Here is a 14,814-nt window from a genome sequence, read left to right as displayed (position 1 = left end):
AATGGAGTGATTAATTTTGATTTACTACCTCATTCGCAGATTGTTAGTCGCATTACCTACTATGTTTATCACTCTAAGTTTGATATTTTTTACTCTCCGGGTTCTTCCCGGAGATCCTGCATTAGCTATTTTAGGTGATAATGCAACCGAGGAAGCTTTGAATAATTTGCGTGAGCAAATGGGGTTAAACGCACCAATATGGCAACAGTATTTAGTTTTTTGGGGAGATATTTTACGTGGTGATTTTGGTTTATCTATAGCATCTGGAACTCCGGTTATTAACCTGATTGCAAGCAATTTTAGCCCTACGATAATTCTAACTTTAACTAGTATTTTTATTGGTAGTTTAATTGGCATTCCTAGTGGGATTTTATCTGCTTTGAGACCAAATTCATTCATAGATACTGTGGTGAGGATAGTGTCCATTACATGGGTATCTATACCTGCTTTTTTGCTAGGCATTATACTTATACTCATTTTTTCTCTTAAGATAGACTTGCTTCCTTCTATGGGAGCAGGGGAAGGTTTTTTAGGAACAATGTATCATTTAATTCTACCCTCTTTTACTCTTGGTCTTATTAATTCTGCTGTTATTATGAGAATTGCTCGAGCAAGTATGCTTGAGGAAGTAAACCAAGACTATATACGGACAGCACGAGCTAAAGGTATACCGACTGGAATAGTCATTTTTAAACATGCACTTAGAAATAGTTTAATTCCTGTAATTACAGTGATCGGTTTAGACATTACGGCATTGATAAGTGGTGCTGTTATTACAGAAACTATTTTTAGCCGTCCAGGTCTAGGTAGTTTAGCGGTGGGAGCAATTACTACGAGAGACTTTCCAATTCTTCAGGGATGTTTAATATTGTTTGCTGCTCTAGTTATTATTGTAAATTTGATTATTGATATTACTTATTCAATCGTGAATCCCAAAATTAGACCTAGTTAAATAACGAAAAAATAAGAGAGGAGATAATTATTTGACCCAACCATTATCAAAGGAACCTAAATCCACTCAAAATTCATTACAAGTAAACAAAACGGAAAACCTTCAAAGAAAAGGAAAGTCAGCTGAATGGATGGCTTTTAAGAAAAATAAATTAGGAATGGTGTCTTTCTTTATTTTGATTGGTATATTATTTATCGCAATTTTAGCACCGGTAATCGTGCCGTATGATCCCCTAGCACAAGAAGTGACCGCTCGCGCTAAAGAGCCCTCATTATCCCATTGGCTTGGAACAGATCCCTTTGGTAGGGACATTTTAAGCCGGATAATGCTAGGTTCACAAACGTCATTATTTGTTGGATTTTTATCCGTATTTCTCAGTGGTATTGTTGGAGGATTTATTGGAATGGTCGCAGCTTACAAGGGGGGATGGTTAGACGACGTATTAATGCGTATTTTGGAATCTATTATGATGCTGCCATTGTTGTTATTTGGACTAATGGTGTTAGTTGCTCTTGGACCAAGTATGACAACACTTATTGTAGTTATTAGCATTGGACTAATTCCCAGTGTTGCTCGGATGGCTAGAGGAGTAACTTTGGAGGTTAAGGAAAAAGAATATATTAAGGCTGTTGTTTCAATAGGAGGTAGAGACTTAAGAATTCTTCTCAGTCATATATTTCCGAACATTTTAGGCCCCGTTTTGGTAATCACTACTCTTAATATGTCAACTGCTATTCGAATTGAAGCTAGTTTAAGCTTCCTTGGTGTAGGTGTTCAACCTCCGACTCCTACATGGGGAAATATGATCCAAGAAGGGTTTCAATATATCACCTCAACTCCCGGTTTAGTAATTTATCCCGGTTTAGCTTTACTAATTGTTTCTATCGCATTTAATGTAATGGGTGATGCAATTCGGGATGCTTTTGATCCACATATTAAAAAACAGCGAAATTAGGGGGATTAAGATGTCTGTAATTTTAGAAATCAAAAATTTACGAGTAGGGAGAAATGTACAGCATCAATTTTCTGCTGTTTTGGATGATGTTAGTTTTTCAATCAACCAAGGTGAATTTGTTGCGATAGTAGGAGAAAGTGGTTGTGGCAAAAGTATGACAGCCTTGTCTATTATGGGGCTTCTTCCTAAAACAATGCAGGTGGGGTCAGGTAGTATTTATTACCACGGAAGAGATCTTACTAAATTATCTTCCAGAGAATATAATCAGCTTCGAGGAAAAGAACTATCCATGATTTTTCAGGAACCAATGACGTCTCTTAATCCTTCATTTACGATTGGTAATCAGATTTATGAAGTATTTAAATATCATACAGACTTCAGTATAAAAGAAATAAGACAAAAATCTATAGAAATACTAGAGCAAGTAAAAATTCCTGATGCAAAAGAAAAACTTAATATGTACCCTCATGAATTATCTGGAGGAATGAGACAACGGGTTATGATAGCAATGGCTCTTGCTTGCAATCCAAAAATATTGATCGCTGATGAGCCTACTACGGCCTTAGATGTAACAATTCAAGCCCAAATTCTTAATCTATTAATTGAACTTCAACAAAATTTGAATATGACAGTTATTATGATTACCCATGATTTAGGGGTCGTTGCAGAAACATGTCATAGGGCTATTGTTATGTATGCCGGGCAAGTAATTGAAGAAGCAAAGATAGACGATTTATTTGAAAGACCTATTCATCCGTATACTGAAGCCTTAATGAAGTCTATCCCAAAATTAGGAGAACCCAAGTTGAAATTACATACTATTGAAGGTTCAGTTCCAGATATAAACAATATGCCAATTGGTTGCCGATTTCATCCCCGATGTAATTTAGCAACAAGTATCTGTTTAGAAGAAGTGCCTAAACTAGAAATAAAGGAAAATAAAAGGAGGTCACGTTGTTGGAACAGAGCGTAGAAACTGATGTTCTACTAGATGTTAAAAATTTAAAAAAATATTTTTCGGAGAAAGGAAATTTATTAAGAAAATCACAGAATAAAATCAAAGCAGTTGATAACATATCATTTCAAGTTAAAAGAGGAGAAACTTTCAGTATTGTTGGTGAATCGGGTTGCGGAAAAAGTACGACTGGACTGTGTTTACTACGTTTAACTGAACCGACATCTGGAGAAGTTATCTTTAATGGTAAAGACATTTTAGCAATTAGCAACAAAAAAGAAATGCTAGATTATCGTCGTAACATTCAAATCATTTTTCAAGATCCCTATAGTTCATTAAATCCAAAACATACAGTTAAACAAATATTGAGCGAGCCTTTCATTATAAATCAAACAGTTTCAAAAGATGAGATTGAAGAACGTGTCATCTCACTGTTAAAACTTGTTGGTTTAGACACCTATCACTTGAACAGATATCCACATGAGTTTTCAGGAGGACAACGACAACGAATTGGGATTGCTAGAGCGCTGGCTTTAAATCCACAATTGATTATTTGCGATGAACCAGTTTCAGCACTAGATGTTTCCATTCAATCCCAAATATTAAACTTGCTAAGGACATTACAACAAAAATTGAATTTAACTTATATCTTTATTTCACACGATCTTAGTGTTGTAGAGCGTATCAGTGATCGTGTGGCTGTAATGTATTTAGGAAAAATTGTAGAATTAGGAACTCGTGAACAAATATTTAATGATCCAAAACATCCTTATACAAAAGCATTATTATCCTCTGTTCCTATTGCTGATCCGAAAATGAAGAAATTGAAAAATAGAATTGTGTTAGAAGGGGATTTACCTAGTCCAAACAATCCTCCAAAAGGTTGTTATTTTTATTCAAGATGCCCTGTTAAAATGGAAAAATGCAAGGAAATTTATCCTACTGTACAACAAGTTTCGGAACTTCATCAAGTATCATGTCATCTTGTTAGTCTAGAATAAAAGATATAATGTTATTGCAAAAATTGTGCCATGGTTAGAGGCTATTTAACTCTATAATTTTTTCTTTTGGAATTCTAGAGGGGGGAGGTAGATACTATGACAAGCTCAGATTTATGCCACCAAGAATAATCAAGTTATTTCAACCATTTTACCATAAAAGATTTATCTTTAAAAAACAGAATCGTAATGGCACCGATGTGTATGTATTCTTGCCCGGAACAGGATGGAAAGATAACAAACTGGAATCTAACCCATTACACGACACGTGCAGTTGGCCAAGTTGGTCTAGTAATCGTTGAAGCCTCAGCTGTAAGTCCAGAGGGGCGCATTTCGATGGAGGATCTCGGTATCTGGGATGATGAACAAATTGCAGGGCTCACAAAGCTAACCAAATTAGTACATGAACACGGAGCAAAAATAAGTATCCAACTTGCGCATGCGGGGAGGAAGTCAAGAATTGATGGTTCGATTAAAGCTCCTTCTGTAATTCCTTTTTCTTATAAGAGTAAAACACCACAAGAAATGACAATCCAACAAATTGAGGATACGGTCGCCTCTTTTAAGAAAAGTGCTTATTGGGCTTTTTTTGCAGCTAAACAGCTTGGTGTGAATCTCGAAGGTCCTATACAATATAGACGTGGAATGGGTTTAACCTTTGGTTTACTAAAATATATAAGATTTTTTCTAAAGAAATCTAAACAGCCTCAGTCTTCTATTTACAGAACTGAGGCTTTTTATAATTTAAAATATTAATTTGATTGTATCTTTACAAAGTCAGTTTATATTATATTAATTTGTTGCTTCAATAAATTGATTTTTTAGTTGTTCACGCAATTGGCGTTTTAAAAACTTTCCAACAGAGGTTTTTGGAATTTCATCCACAAAGATCACGTCATCTGGAATCCACCATTTAGCAAACTGAGACGCTAGTGATTCAAGTAAATCCACTTTAGTTACTTTTCCCTTAGCATCTTCCTTTAAAACAACAACCGCAATAGGACGTTCTTGCCAGCGGGGATGTGGGACACCGATAATAGCAGCTTCGAAAACCGCTTCATGAGCCATTAACGCATTTTCTAGGTCAACTGAAGAAATCCATTCTCCTCCGCTTTTAATCAAATCTTTCGTACGATCGACTAATTTAATAACCCCTTCTTCATCAACCGTTGCAATATCACCTGTATAGAACCAGCCTCCTTTTACAGCCTCAATTGTTTTTTCTGGCTCTTTATAATAACTATCAGTAATCCATGGACCTCGAAAAAGAACTTCACCCATATCTTTTCCGTCCGGTTTTACTTCGCCTAGATCATTAACTATTTTAACTTCAATACCTGGAACTGGGATCCCTTGCTTTGAGCGGATTTTCAGTTTGTCTTCAAAAGAAAGGTCTTGTTGATAACTTTTTAAGCGTGAAACTGTAGCTACTGGACTAGTTTCTGTCGCACCATACGCTTGGAGAAATGGAATATTATATTTTTCTTCATATGTTCGAATAAGTCCTTCCGGTGCAGCTGAACCACCACAAACAATACATCGTAAACTAGTTGTATCATAATCTTTCGATTCAAGTTCATTTAAAAGTCCAATCCATACTGTTGGTACGCCCGCTGTCATTGTGACTCGTTCAGATTCGATTAACTTGGCAATGATTTCAGGAGTAAAATTCGGACCCGGAAGAACTTGGGTGGCCCCAAACCATACAGCTGCGAAGGGAAAACCCCATGCGTTTACATGAAACATAGGTACCACATGCATAGCAACGTCTGATTCCGACAAGGCCATCGTATCAGCCAATCCTAACATCATTGCATGTAGAACGATGCTTCGGTGTGTATAAAGCACACCCTTTGGATTACCAGTTGTCGCTGACGTGAAACACATCCCAGCTGGTTCATTTTCATCAATGTCGGTTGGAAATAAATAATTTGTATCTCCTTCAGCAACAAGTGTTTCATAATGATAGGCTGGTTGGAGCGTTGTTTCAGGTAGCTTACCCTTTTCTGTAATAATAATAAAACATTCGACCGAAGGGATTTTATCCTTTATTTTTTCTACTGTGGACAAAAGGCTTTCATCAATAATTAATATTTTGTCTTCAGCTTTTTGAATAATATAAGTTAAATGATCGAGTGATAATCTTATATTAATTGTGTGTAAAACTGCACCCATACTAGGTATTGAAAAGTAGGCTTCTAAATGACAATGGTCATTCCATGCGAGCGTTCCCACCCTGTCTCCTCGTTGAACACCGAGTTTTTCAAGAGCGCTGGATAAGCTTCTCGTCCTTTTTGCAAATTCAGCATATGTTAAGCGTGTTATTCCTTTGCTCGTTCTGGAAATTACCTGTTTTTTTGGAAAATACTTTTCTGCTCTTGTCAAAAGCGAATCAATTGTTAATTGTGTGTTCATCAAGGTTGCATTCCCCCATTCGTATTACTAAAAATCTTAACTGAATCAATTTCACAAAATAACATTTCAAAGTACCTCAAGATTTTTGAAACTCAAAACAGAGTACCTCCTAAAAATGTCAAAAAAGCAGAACTTGAAGCTACTTTTATCAAATTGATCACCGTTAAGCTTTTCCACTCAGGTAGCTACTGATTCCCCTGCTTTTCGATTAATCCGCTTAGCAAAAGCATTGACGTCATAGATCGTCGACAAGTACATGTCTGGCATTGCTTTACGGAACATTAACTCTGCGGCGTGACAGACACCGATAATATTTCGTCCGGTAACATTAACTCCTGCTTGAGCAAGCTTGCGATAGTAGCCAAGCCCTTCATCACGGTAGAGGTCGAGTTCGTTGACGGTAATAACGTGTGGTGGAAGACCTGTAAGATCATGATATGTTGCCCAATATGGCCAGCAAAGAGGGTTGTTAGCGTTGAGCCCGTCCGGATCGTAAACTGAAGCGGCTACCTTGTTCATTAAGTTATTGACGAAATAACCGTCGTTCTCCAACAGCGACGGAAACTCTGCGGCCATGTCCTCGTAATTCCAATCGTAGGCCCCTGAGATGTAGGGAACGAGGGCATAGACCCCATCGATTGCGTCGAGTCGTCCCTCGCGCTTAGCCTTGATGGTTGTGGCTAGTGCAAGGTTAGCACCGCCGGATTCTCCGGCCAAAATCAGTTTCGAAAGACCAAGTGATTCGCGGTTTGCATGTGTCCATTCGAGTGCTGTCGTGCAGTCGTTTAAACCCGCCGGAAACGGATGAGGGCCGAGAACACCTGCAGCGTTACGAAACTCTACTCCAATAACCACCATTCCGGTGGCTGCCAACTCATCGCGCCACCTTGAGTACATTGGGCCAGACGTGCTAAGCATTGCCATGCCTCCTCCATGGAAATGAAGTATGCCCGGAAGAGCGTTTGAGGACTTGACTTTTGGGCGGTGAATGTATAGAACGATGTCATTACTATCCACACCTCTGATAGTTTCAATCGATTGCTGGATTCCTGATACAGGTGGCAAATCTTCCATTAAGCTAGCGTTTAAAGCCTCGAGTCCAGCCTCTGCTGTAGCCAGAAACTTAAGGCGTTCCTCCAACGGGTCTTTAGATGACACAGGTGGCGGTGCAGCCAAGCTATCCAAGCCATGAGCGGCCAAAGCTTTGACCATTCGAGGGTCTGACCGCGGATCCGTACTCAGATCGAACTCTGGGTTTCCAAAACGACCAGGTAAAGACACTATTTTTCTCAATGTAAATCCTCCCTTTAAATATTAGATCATTAACACATCTTAGTTAATCTCAAATAATTGACTAGACTGTAAATAGAAGGGATGTGTCCGAAGAAGTCTCAACATATAGACAAAAAATTCTATGGTTGTTGAGCACACAAAAAGGTCAACTGCAAAGAGTTAAGCAGTGAATAATGGTATCAGAAATTACAATTTATAATGGATTAAAGATTTTACCCTCGAATCAGCCCAATTGATATAAAAATCCACTATTTTTTCGAAGCATAAAAAGTTTAACTTTGTTCCTCTTAATTGAAGTACCGCCAATAAAAGAATATTTTTTATGGTTGAACGCTCTTAAGTTTAGTTAGAGGTGCTCACTTTATTGAGCTCTTCAATTAAAATAGGCATTCCTTCTCTAAAAGTATCCATGCCTATTTCGGCTGTTAGTTGATATACTTCCATTATTTCTTCTTTTGTCGCACCAAGCTTTAGTGCGCTTTGTATATGGTGGCGCCAACCGCGTGTAAAGAGGTGAGTAGCAGAAGCGTCACCAGCAATATAAATGAATTCTTTTTGTTTTGGTGTCAGGTAACCATTCGCCCAGGGGATGCTTGATGTTTTGGTATACGCTTCAAAGGATTGATCATCTAACACTAGCAGTCCATCCCAGAACTCATTCCAATAACCTCTTTTTTCCATAAAGTCTTCTTTTAGCTTCATTTGCCGCTCATTTAATTGAGAATTAAGTTCGCCTGTTTTTTCAATTTCATCCATTAATAGTGGAATACCTTCGAGGAAAGTATGTATTCCCAGAGCGCTGACTAGTTGAAAGACTTCTATTATTTCTTCTTTTGTAGCGCCAAACTCGAATGCTTTTTGAATATGTGTTTTTATAGCTGGATTGTATAAATGGGTTGCACACGCATAAACAGCAATGTAAATAAACTCCTTTGTTTTTGGATCAATTACCCCTCTTTTCCAAGGTACAGAAGTAAATTGTAAGTACGCTTCAAAAAACTCCGGATCTATTTCCAAAAGTCCATCTAGTGATTCATCCCAATACCCTCTAACTTCTACAAAACGTTTCTTTAGATTTTCGCGATCAAATTTCATGTTCTCAGTCCTCCGAATTTATTTTATAGGGATAAAATTCTAATAACTATAAGCAAAATTTTTAATGATAAATAGAAAATGTGTAGATTTAGAATCGATCTTCATTAAAATATTAATAAATATAGAAAAAGAGGCAGCTATTGAGCTGTATAGCCTCCATCTATGACCAGCTCTGAGCCAGTTACATAGCGGGATTCGTCTGAAGCTAAATAAAGGGCTCCGTAGGCAACATCAATTGGTTTTCCAAACTCCGGCCAGGGTATTTTGTCTTTTAAGGGATGATCTCCATTTTTTGCGCCGGACATAGCTGTCTCGATAACACCGGGATGAATGGAATTTACCCGGATAAAATATTTGGCTAATTCCATGGCAGCAGATTTTGTCATTAATCGCACTGCTCCCTTTGAAGCGTGGTAAGCAGTACTTCCCGGGCTGCCTACTAAGCCTGAACCGGAAGAGGTGTTGATTATAGAACCGCCATGGGCTGTTTTTTTGATTAAATCAGCTCCAAATTTCATTCCTAAAAAAGTACCCAAGTTATTTACGGATTGAATTTTTTCAAATTCTTCTAAAGAGGTGTCTGCTAATCCGTTTCTACTTAATATAGCCGCATTATTAACAAGGATATCTAATTTACCAAATTCGTTCTCTGTTATGGAGATTACTTTTTTCCAGTCATCTTCTAATGAAACATCGTGTTTAATAGAAATAGCTTGCCCGCTATCCTTTTTTATTAATTCAATTGTTTCAGTTAGTTTTTCTTCATCAATGTCAGTTACAACCACTTTTGCGCCATTTTTGGCAAATAATATGGCTTCTTCCTTTCCAATACCGTTAGCAGCTCCAGTTATTATGGCAACTTTATTTTCCAATCTCGTCACTATAAGTCATCCTCTCTTTTTCTTGAAAAGTAAAATTGGTATCGCTTTCAATATATGCAAAAAGTGTGCCAAAAAAGTGAATTTTATTTAAATGATCATAATATTGTTTATATTAAGTTTGAAGCGAAGATTAATTAAGAAATTTTTAAAGAAACTTGGTATTTGCTTAAGCGATCGAAAATTTTAACATGATTGAATTTTTATCACTTTAAGAAAATATTTTGATTAATTTAAGTTTCAAAAATGAAACATCTGATTAAGTTTTTAAACTCAATTTGATTCGATGATTTGAAAAATTTTTATTTATTAGCAAAGATGTCGTGTTTACGGGCATATTTAAAAGTTTACCAAAAGATATTTTTTGGCATAGTTTTTGCACTTATTTTTATAAGTACATCGGCAGCATTCGATAGAAACCGATGAAAAATAGCAAGAGGGGGAATCAAAACTACTTAAATAAGCCACTGAAAAAGTGAAAACGCTTTATCAAAGTGTGGATTTGCTTTAGTTAAACGTGGTAAGCAAAAAAATTTATAATGAATAATTGGAAAAAATTAATACTATTTTCTATCAGGAGTTGAGAGTATGAACCACTTAGATAACAAAATGAAATTTGGACTATTTTTCTTGAATTCTGTAGCTCCGTGGAAAACGGATGCTGAAGAATTAAGAGACGGTCTTGAACAAATCAAGGTTGCAGACCAATTGGGATTTGATACGGCTTGGATCGCTGAACATAATGCAAGAAAATATGGAGTTGTTAGTTCGACCGCCGTATATATGGCAGCAGCAGCAGCCCAGACAACCCATATTAAGATTGGGTCAGCAGTTACAAGATTGCCATTGCATCATCCGCTGCAAGTTGCAGAAGATATGGCTTTAGTCGATGTAATTAGTGACGGACGCTTGTATGTCGGGGTTGGAAAAGGCTATGATGCTTATGAATTTGAAGCATACAGTGAAGATTTCGATCAAAGACATGATAAGTACTTAGAATCGCTAGACATTTTGACAACGGCTCTGCAAAATGAAAAGGTTTCTTATTCGGGGAACTTCTACAACATTCAAGACATTCCAGTATATCCTCGAACTGTCCAAAAACCAAGTCCGCCGATCTTTGTCATGGTTTCACAAAATGATTCTTCGATTATCAATGCGGCGAAACAGGGTCATTCATTTGTTCTTGGCGGTATTACTCACGAAGATACGATGCATAAAATTTCTTTATATAGAAAAACAGCTTTGGAATCAGGTCTATCAAAAGAATTTGTTGATGAGACAATATCACGTTCGGGAAAACTCATTTTCTGTTATGTTGCTGAAACGGATTTACAGGCAGTTGAAGAATATAAACGTGGTTTATTGTGGTATATGAGTGAAAGAGATAACCGGCCTGTTTTTGGCATCATCGATAGGGAAAGAAATATAAATTATGATGACTTTCTTAAATCAGAAAATACAATAATCGGTTCACCTGAAACGGTCACAAAAGGCCTTCAGAGATATAGAGAAGAAACAGGTTTGACCAATATTATTCTTTGGATGAACATTGGCGGCCAACCTCAAAACCAAGTGTTGAAATCAATGCGATTATTTTCAGAACAAGTATTGCCTCACTTTAACAGTAGCGTAAAGGTGAATGGATAAACTTAATAAAGACTAGTGATAATATTTTTTCCCTGAATTTTTTTTAGGCAGTAAATTCTTATAAAAGTGAGTTGAAAAGATATGCATAGATTAGAAGGAAAAATAGCTTTAGTAACTGGCGGCGCAAATGGAGTAGGAGAGGCAATATCAAAGCTGTTTGCAAGAGAGGGGGCAACAGTCATTGTTTCTGATATTGTAAATGAAGGGAAAGATGTTGCTGATTACATAAATGATAATGGCGGCAAGGCTTATTTTATTAAAATGGATGTTTCTAAAAGCTGTGATTGGGATTCAACTATAAACTTTATTAAAGAACATTATAATAAATTAGATGTATTAGTTAATAATGCAGGAATACCCGGAGCTGAAAACGTTGAAAATCTAGAGGAGAATGATTGGCATCATGTAATGGATGTAAACGCAAAGAGCGTCTTTCTTGGAATGAAGGCCGCAGTCCGATTAATGAAACAAAATCTGAATGGCGGTTCCATTATCAACAACTCATCAATTTGGGGATTGGTTGGAAGTGGCAGATCGGCTGCTTACCAGGGGGCAAAAGGTGCAGTGACACTATTGACGAAAACCGCATCAGTAGAGTTTGCCAAATATAACATTAGGGTGAACTCGATTCACCCTGGAATTATTCTCACTCCTATGGTGAAGAAGGAATCACTTGCTACCGGCCGCGGACAAGTATTAATTGATAACACGCCTCTTAATCGGCTCGGCAAGCCTGAAGAAGTGGCCTATGCGATGCTCTTTTTGGCCTCTGATGAATCCTCTTATATTACTGGCGTTTCTTTGCCGGTTGATGGCGGTTATACAGCAAGATAATTATCTCATTTTTAAGGAATGAGCTGACAGGATGTGGAAAAAAGAAATATGCATATTCCATTCTTTCGAAATAAGAATGCATTTTAAATTGAAGAACTCAAGTGACTTATTTGTAAAGTGCTAATAGGCAAGCGTATTATTTTTTGTTTATTTCATTCATGATATCAAAATCTAGTTGATTAGAAATAAAATTTGATTGAGTCATAATTGGGCAATGTTTAGAAGTTTTGAATGAAAATAATATTTTAGTAAGGCTGTACAGTAGTTATGTTGAGCTCCTATTATTCGTACAGCTTTTTAATAATAATAAAATACTATATTTTGATAATTGTCTAAGGGAAAAATAGTTGATAAAATTGGCATAAATCAGCAATTAAGATGTTCTTATTCAACGAGGTGTTAAATATGCCCAAATTAATCGTAACAGGATTTTCACCTTTAGAAAGCTTAGTAAGAGAAGTTTTTGAGGAAAGAGAAAAGAATTTTAAGGGGGTAGTCATTCAAAAAATTGAATCAGAAGATATTCTAAAAAATCCTTCGTATATTACGAATGATGATGTATTAATTTGTGGACAAACAATTTTTAAAGTATTTAAAAAATTAAAAGTTCGTGGACAAATGGTTCCTGTTAGGGTGCAAATCAATGACTTTATCCAGGCTTTAACGATCGCAAAACAATTTGGGAATGAAGTAAATATTATTAATTACAATAAAAAATTTTTACTTGAAGATACTGATAAATTAGAAAGCGTTTTCAATTTGAAAATCAATCAATATGTTTATGAGAATCTAGAAAATGCTAAGAAATTAATTGAGGAATTAGAAAGAAAAGGGCAATCGATTGTCATTGGTTCCGGTTTAATTACAAGTTTGGCAAAAAAAAGAGGAATGCATGGTATTTTATGGTATGGAAAAGAAAGTATACGTCAATCCGTAAATATTGCTTTTAATATTCTCCAGTCAAGAATCGAAGAATTAAAGAATTTTAAACAGGAAGAATATATTTTAAAGAAATTTAATGACGGTGTCGTTACAATTAGCGAAACTGGAAGAATATCGAATATTAACCAAAAAGCTCTTCAACTATTAAACTTGGAAGATTACAAAAGTCCTCAAGGAACGCATATTGTCCATCTTTTCAAAAAAGGCGAGTTGACTGAAATTTTGCTTTCCAAAAAAGAGATAAAAGATAAAATTGTTACTCATCAAAATAAAATGCTCTTCTTAACCACTTTCCCTATCATTGTCAATAATCGATTTAACGGGACGGTAGCGATTCTTTCAGATGTTGATGAACTTCAAAGAAACGAAAATAAAATTAGAAAAACAATGTACAGTAAAAAAATGACTGCAACATACCATTTTGACCTTATCATTGGAGAAAGCGAAAGAATTAAAAAGACTATTTCTAAAGCAAAACGATTTGCGCGTACTGATTCAAATATCTTAATTTTAGGAGAAACAGGAACAGGTAAAGAATTATTTGCCCAAAGCATTCATAATGAAAGTAAGAGGGCTCCACAACCTTTCATTGCTGTTAACTGTGCTGCTGTGCCTGAAAACTTACTGGAAAGTGAGTTTTTTGGATATATTGAAGGTGCGTTCACAGGGGCTAAAAAAGGAGGAAAACCGGGTTATTTTGAACAAGCCCATAATGGAACCGTATTTTTAGATGAAATCGGTGAAATCCCTTTAAGCTTGCAAGCTAAGCTTCTTCGAGTGCTCCAGGAAAATGTAGTCATGCGTGTAGGAAGCTCATCGACCATTCCTGTTAACGTGAGGGTTATATCTGCAACGAATGTCGATTTAATTGAAAAAGTAAAAAAGGGTGAATTCCGCAAAGACTTATATTATCGGATTGCGGTGCTCAATTTGTTTTTGCCGGCATTGAGAAATAGGCTGGATGATCTTGGTAGGCTTGTAAAATTCTTCACATCGAGAAACTATCCTGAATTTGTGGATAATATCGATGAAGCTTTAGATGAGATGGTAAATTTATTATCAACCCACAGATGGCACGGCAACATTCGAGAATTAGAGAATACGCTTGAACGAATGTTTGCCTATTTAGAGAGCCCTTCCAAAGCAACAAAATCAGAAATTTTAAAAAACCTTGAAGAAGCGATTGAAGAAAACAGTTTATTGCTTGTGGATGATGAAACTAATGATAAGTCCTTTCAAAGTGTTATTAAAGAGACTGAAATCAAGCAAATAAAAGAAGTGCTGAAAGAAACAAATGGAAACAAACAAGAGGCAGCCAAAATTCTGGGTATGAGTCGCAGTACCCTATGGCGCAAATTAAAGGAACTGGAAGTAAATTAACATTATAAAAATATACCAACTTTTTGACCAAATTTTTATCTGACTGGATTTTGAGTCAAATATTTGTGGAGAGTTTTCCTGTTGCGTTTAGGAAACTCTCTTTTTCTATCTATATTGCCTTTCGACTGTGAATAATGCTGATTCATTTCTTAAGCTCAAAATAAACCAAAAAATGTTTTTATCATATTCCATCTTTCAGGCTAAAAATCTAAAAAGGTTTTTATCCCATAATCTTTCCACGCACTTTCATTCTTTCAACGTTTGACAAATGCACTCATCGTTGTTTCAGGGCTTCCTGTTGTATGCATGCTTATTTCTTTCTGCAGGCATAATATTTTTTACTTTCGTTTGATTAGATATTTATTATTGTGGCGATCGTAGTTTGAGAATTTTTTAAAGAAAAACTAAACATACATGACCCGCCGGGTCACAAACTTGGGATGAAAATGGTTCCATCCAATAGTTAC

General features: G+C 36.3%; 11 protein-coding genes and 1 pseudogene. 8 read left to right on the top strand and 4 right to left on the bottom strand.

Annotated features, from left to right (window positions below):
• Window positions 1–16: 16 nt before the first annotated feature.
• The 5 genes and pseudogenes from DCC39_RS14235 to DCC39_RS19680 all read left to right on the top strand — a co-directional run.
• The gene (locus DCC39_RS14235) at window positions 17–952 is read left to right on the top strand and encodes an ABC transporter permease (protein ID WP_116555567.1); all 936 of its coding nucleotides are present in this window, start codon (window positions 17–19) and stop codon (window positions 950–952) included.
• Window positions 953–983: 31 nt separating this feature from the next.
• Window positions 984–1,907: an ABC transporter permease gene (locus DCC39_RS14230; protein ID WP_116555566.1), complete on the top strand. Its 924-nt coding sequence runs from the start codon at window positions 984–986 to the stop codon at window positions 1,905–1,907.
• 10 nt (window positions 1,908–1,917) lie between these two features.
• Window positions 1,918–2,880, top strand: coding sequence for an ABC transporter ATP-binding protein (locus DCC39_RS14225; RefSeq protein WP_116555565.1), 963 nt, complete (start codon window positions 1,918–1,920; stop codon window positions 2,878–2,880).
• On the top strand, window positions 2,865–3,863 hold the full coding sequence (locus DCC39_RS14220; protein WP_116555564.1) for an ABC transporter ATP-binding protein: 999 nt from the start codon (window positions 2,865–2,867) through the stop codon (window positions 3,861–3,863). The genes DCC39_RS14225 and DCC39_RS14220 overlap by 16 nt, the downstream gene beginning before the upstream one ends.
• Window positions 3,864–4,001: 138 nt before the next feature.
• A pseudogene (locus DCC39_RS19680) lies at window positions 4,002–4,616 on the top strand (oxidoreductase); the annotation flags it as partial.
• A gap of 36 nt (window positions 4,617–4,652) precedes the next feature.
• On the opposite strand, the gene DCC39_RS14210 reads toward DCC39_RS19680, so the two are convergent.
• From DCC39_RS14210 to DCC39_RS14195, 4 genes are all read right to left on the bottom strand, one after another.
• Window positions 4,653–6,275, bottom strand: a complete 1,623-nt coding sequence (locus DCC39_RS14210; protein WP_116555590.1) for a long-chain fatty acid--CoA ligase — start codon at window positions 6,273–6,275, stop codon at window positions 4,653–4,655.
• Window positions 6,276–6,452: 177 nt separating this feature from the next.
• On the bottom strand, window positions 6,453–7,568 hold the full coding sequence (locus DCC39_RS14205; RefSeq protein ID WP_205948518.1) for an alpha/beta hydrolase fold domain-containing protein: 1,116 nt from the start codon (window positions 7,566–7,568) through the stop codon (window positions 6,453–6,455).
• 342 nt (window positions 7,569–7,910) lie between these two features.
• Complete coding sequence (locus DCC39_RS14200; RefSeq protein ID WP_116555562.1) at window positions 7,911–8,663, bottom strand: carboxymuconolactone decarboxylase family protein; 753 nt, start codon at window positions 8,661–8,663, stop codon at window positions 7,911–7,913.
• A gap of 137 nt (window positions 8,664–8,800) precedes the next feature.
• The gene (locus DCC39_RS14195; protein ID WP_116555561.1) at window positions 8,801–9,544 is read right to left on the bottom strand and encodes an SDR family NAD(P)-dependent oxidoreductase; all 744 of its coding nucleotides are present in this window, start codon (window positions 9,542–9,544) and stop codon (window positions 8,801–8,803) included.
• A 585-nt stretch (window positions 9,545–10,129) separates the two neighbouring features.
• Here DCC39_RS14195 and DCC39_RS14190 point away from each other — a divergent pair.
• From DCC39_RS14190 to DCC39_RS14180, 3 genes are all read left to right on the top strand, one after another.
• On the top strand, window positions 10,130–11,191 hold the full coding sequence (locus tag DCC39_RS14190; RefSeq protein ID WP_116555560.1) for an LLM class flavin-dependent oxidoreductase: 1,062 nt from the start codon (window positions 10,130–10,132) through the stop codon (window positions 11,189–11,191).
• An 81-nt stretch (window positions 11,192–11,272) separates the two neighbouring features.
• Entirely contained in the window at window positions 11,273–12,025 is a 753-nt protein-coding gene (locus DCC39_RS14185) for an SDR family NAD(P)-dependent oxidoreductase (protein ID WP_116555559.1), read from the top strand.
• A 405-nt stretch (window positions 12,026–12,430) separates the two neighbouring features.
• Window positions 12,431–14,347, top strand: a complete 1,917-nt coding sequence (locus tag DCC39_RS14180; protein WP_165820885.1) for a sigma 54-interacting transcriptional regulator — start codon at window positions 12,431–12,433, stop codon at window positions 14,345–14,347.
• Window positions 14,348–14,814 lie beyond the last annotated feature (467 nt).

It is taken from the genome of Pueribacillus theae (assembly GCF_003097615.1).
In the GTDB taxonomy this organism is placed as follows: Bacteria; Bacillota; Bacilli; order Bacillales; family UBA6769; genus Pueribacillus; species Pueribacillus theae.
Note: the sequence above shows the minus strand (reverse complement) of the source record. Positions and strands in the feature narration are given on the sequence as shown.

Excerpts from the sequence above, each read along its gene's own strand:
- DCC39_RS14225 (WP_116555565.1), top strand. The coding sequence starts at position 1,918 with ATGTCTGTAATTTTAGAAATCAAAAATTTACGAGTAGGGAGAAATGTA.
- DCC39_RS14210 (WP_116555590.1), bottom strand. The coding sequence starts at position 6,275 with ATGAACACACAATTAACAATTGATTCGCTTTTGACAAGAGCAGAAAAG.
- DCC39_RS14200 (WP_116555562.1), bottom strand. The coding sequence starts at position 8,663 with ATGAAATTTGATCGCGAAAATCTAAAGAAACGTTTTGTAGAAGTTAGA.
- DCC39_RS14190 (WP_116555560.1), top strand. The coding sequence starts at position 10,130 with ATGAACCACTTAGATAACAAAATGAAATTTGGACTATTTTTCTTGAAT.
- DCC39_RS14185 (WP_116555559.1), top strand. The coding sequence starts at position 11,273 with ATGCATAGATTAGAAGGAAAAATAGCTTTAGTAACTGGCGGCGCAAAT.
- DCC39_RS14180 (WP_165820885.1), top strand. The coding sequence starts at position 12,431 with ATGCCCAAATTAATCGTAACAGGATTTTCACCTTTAGAAAGCTTAGTA.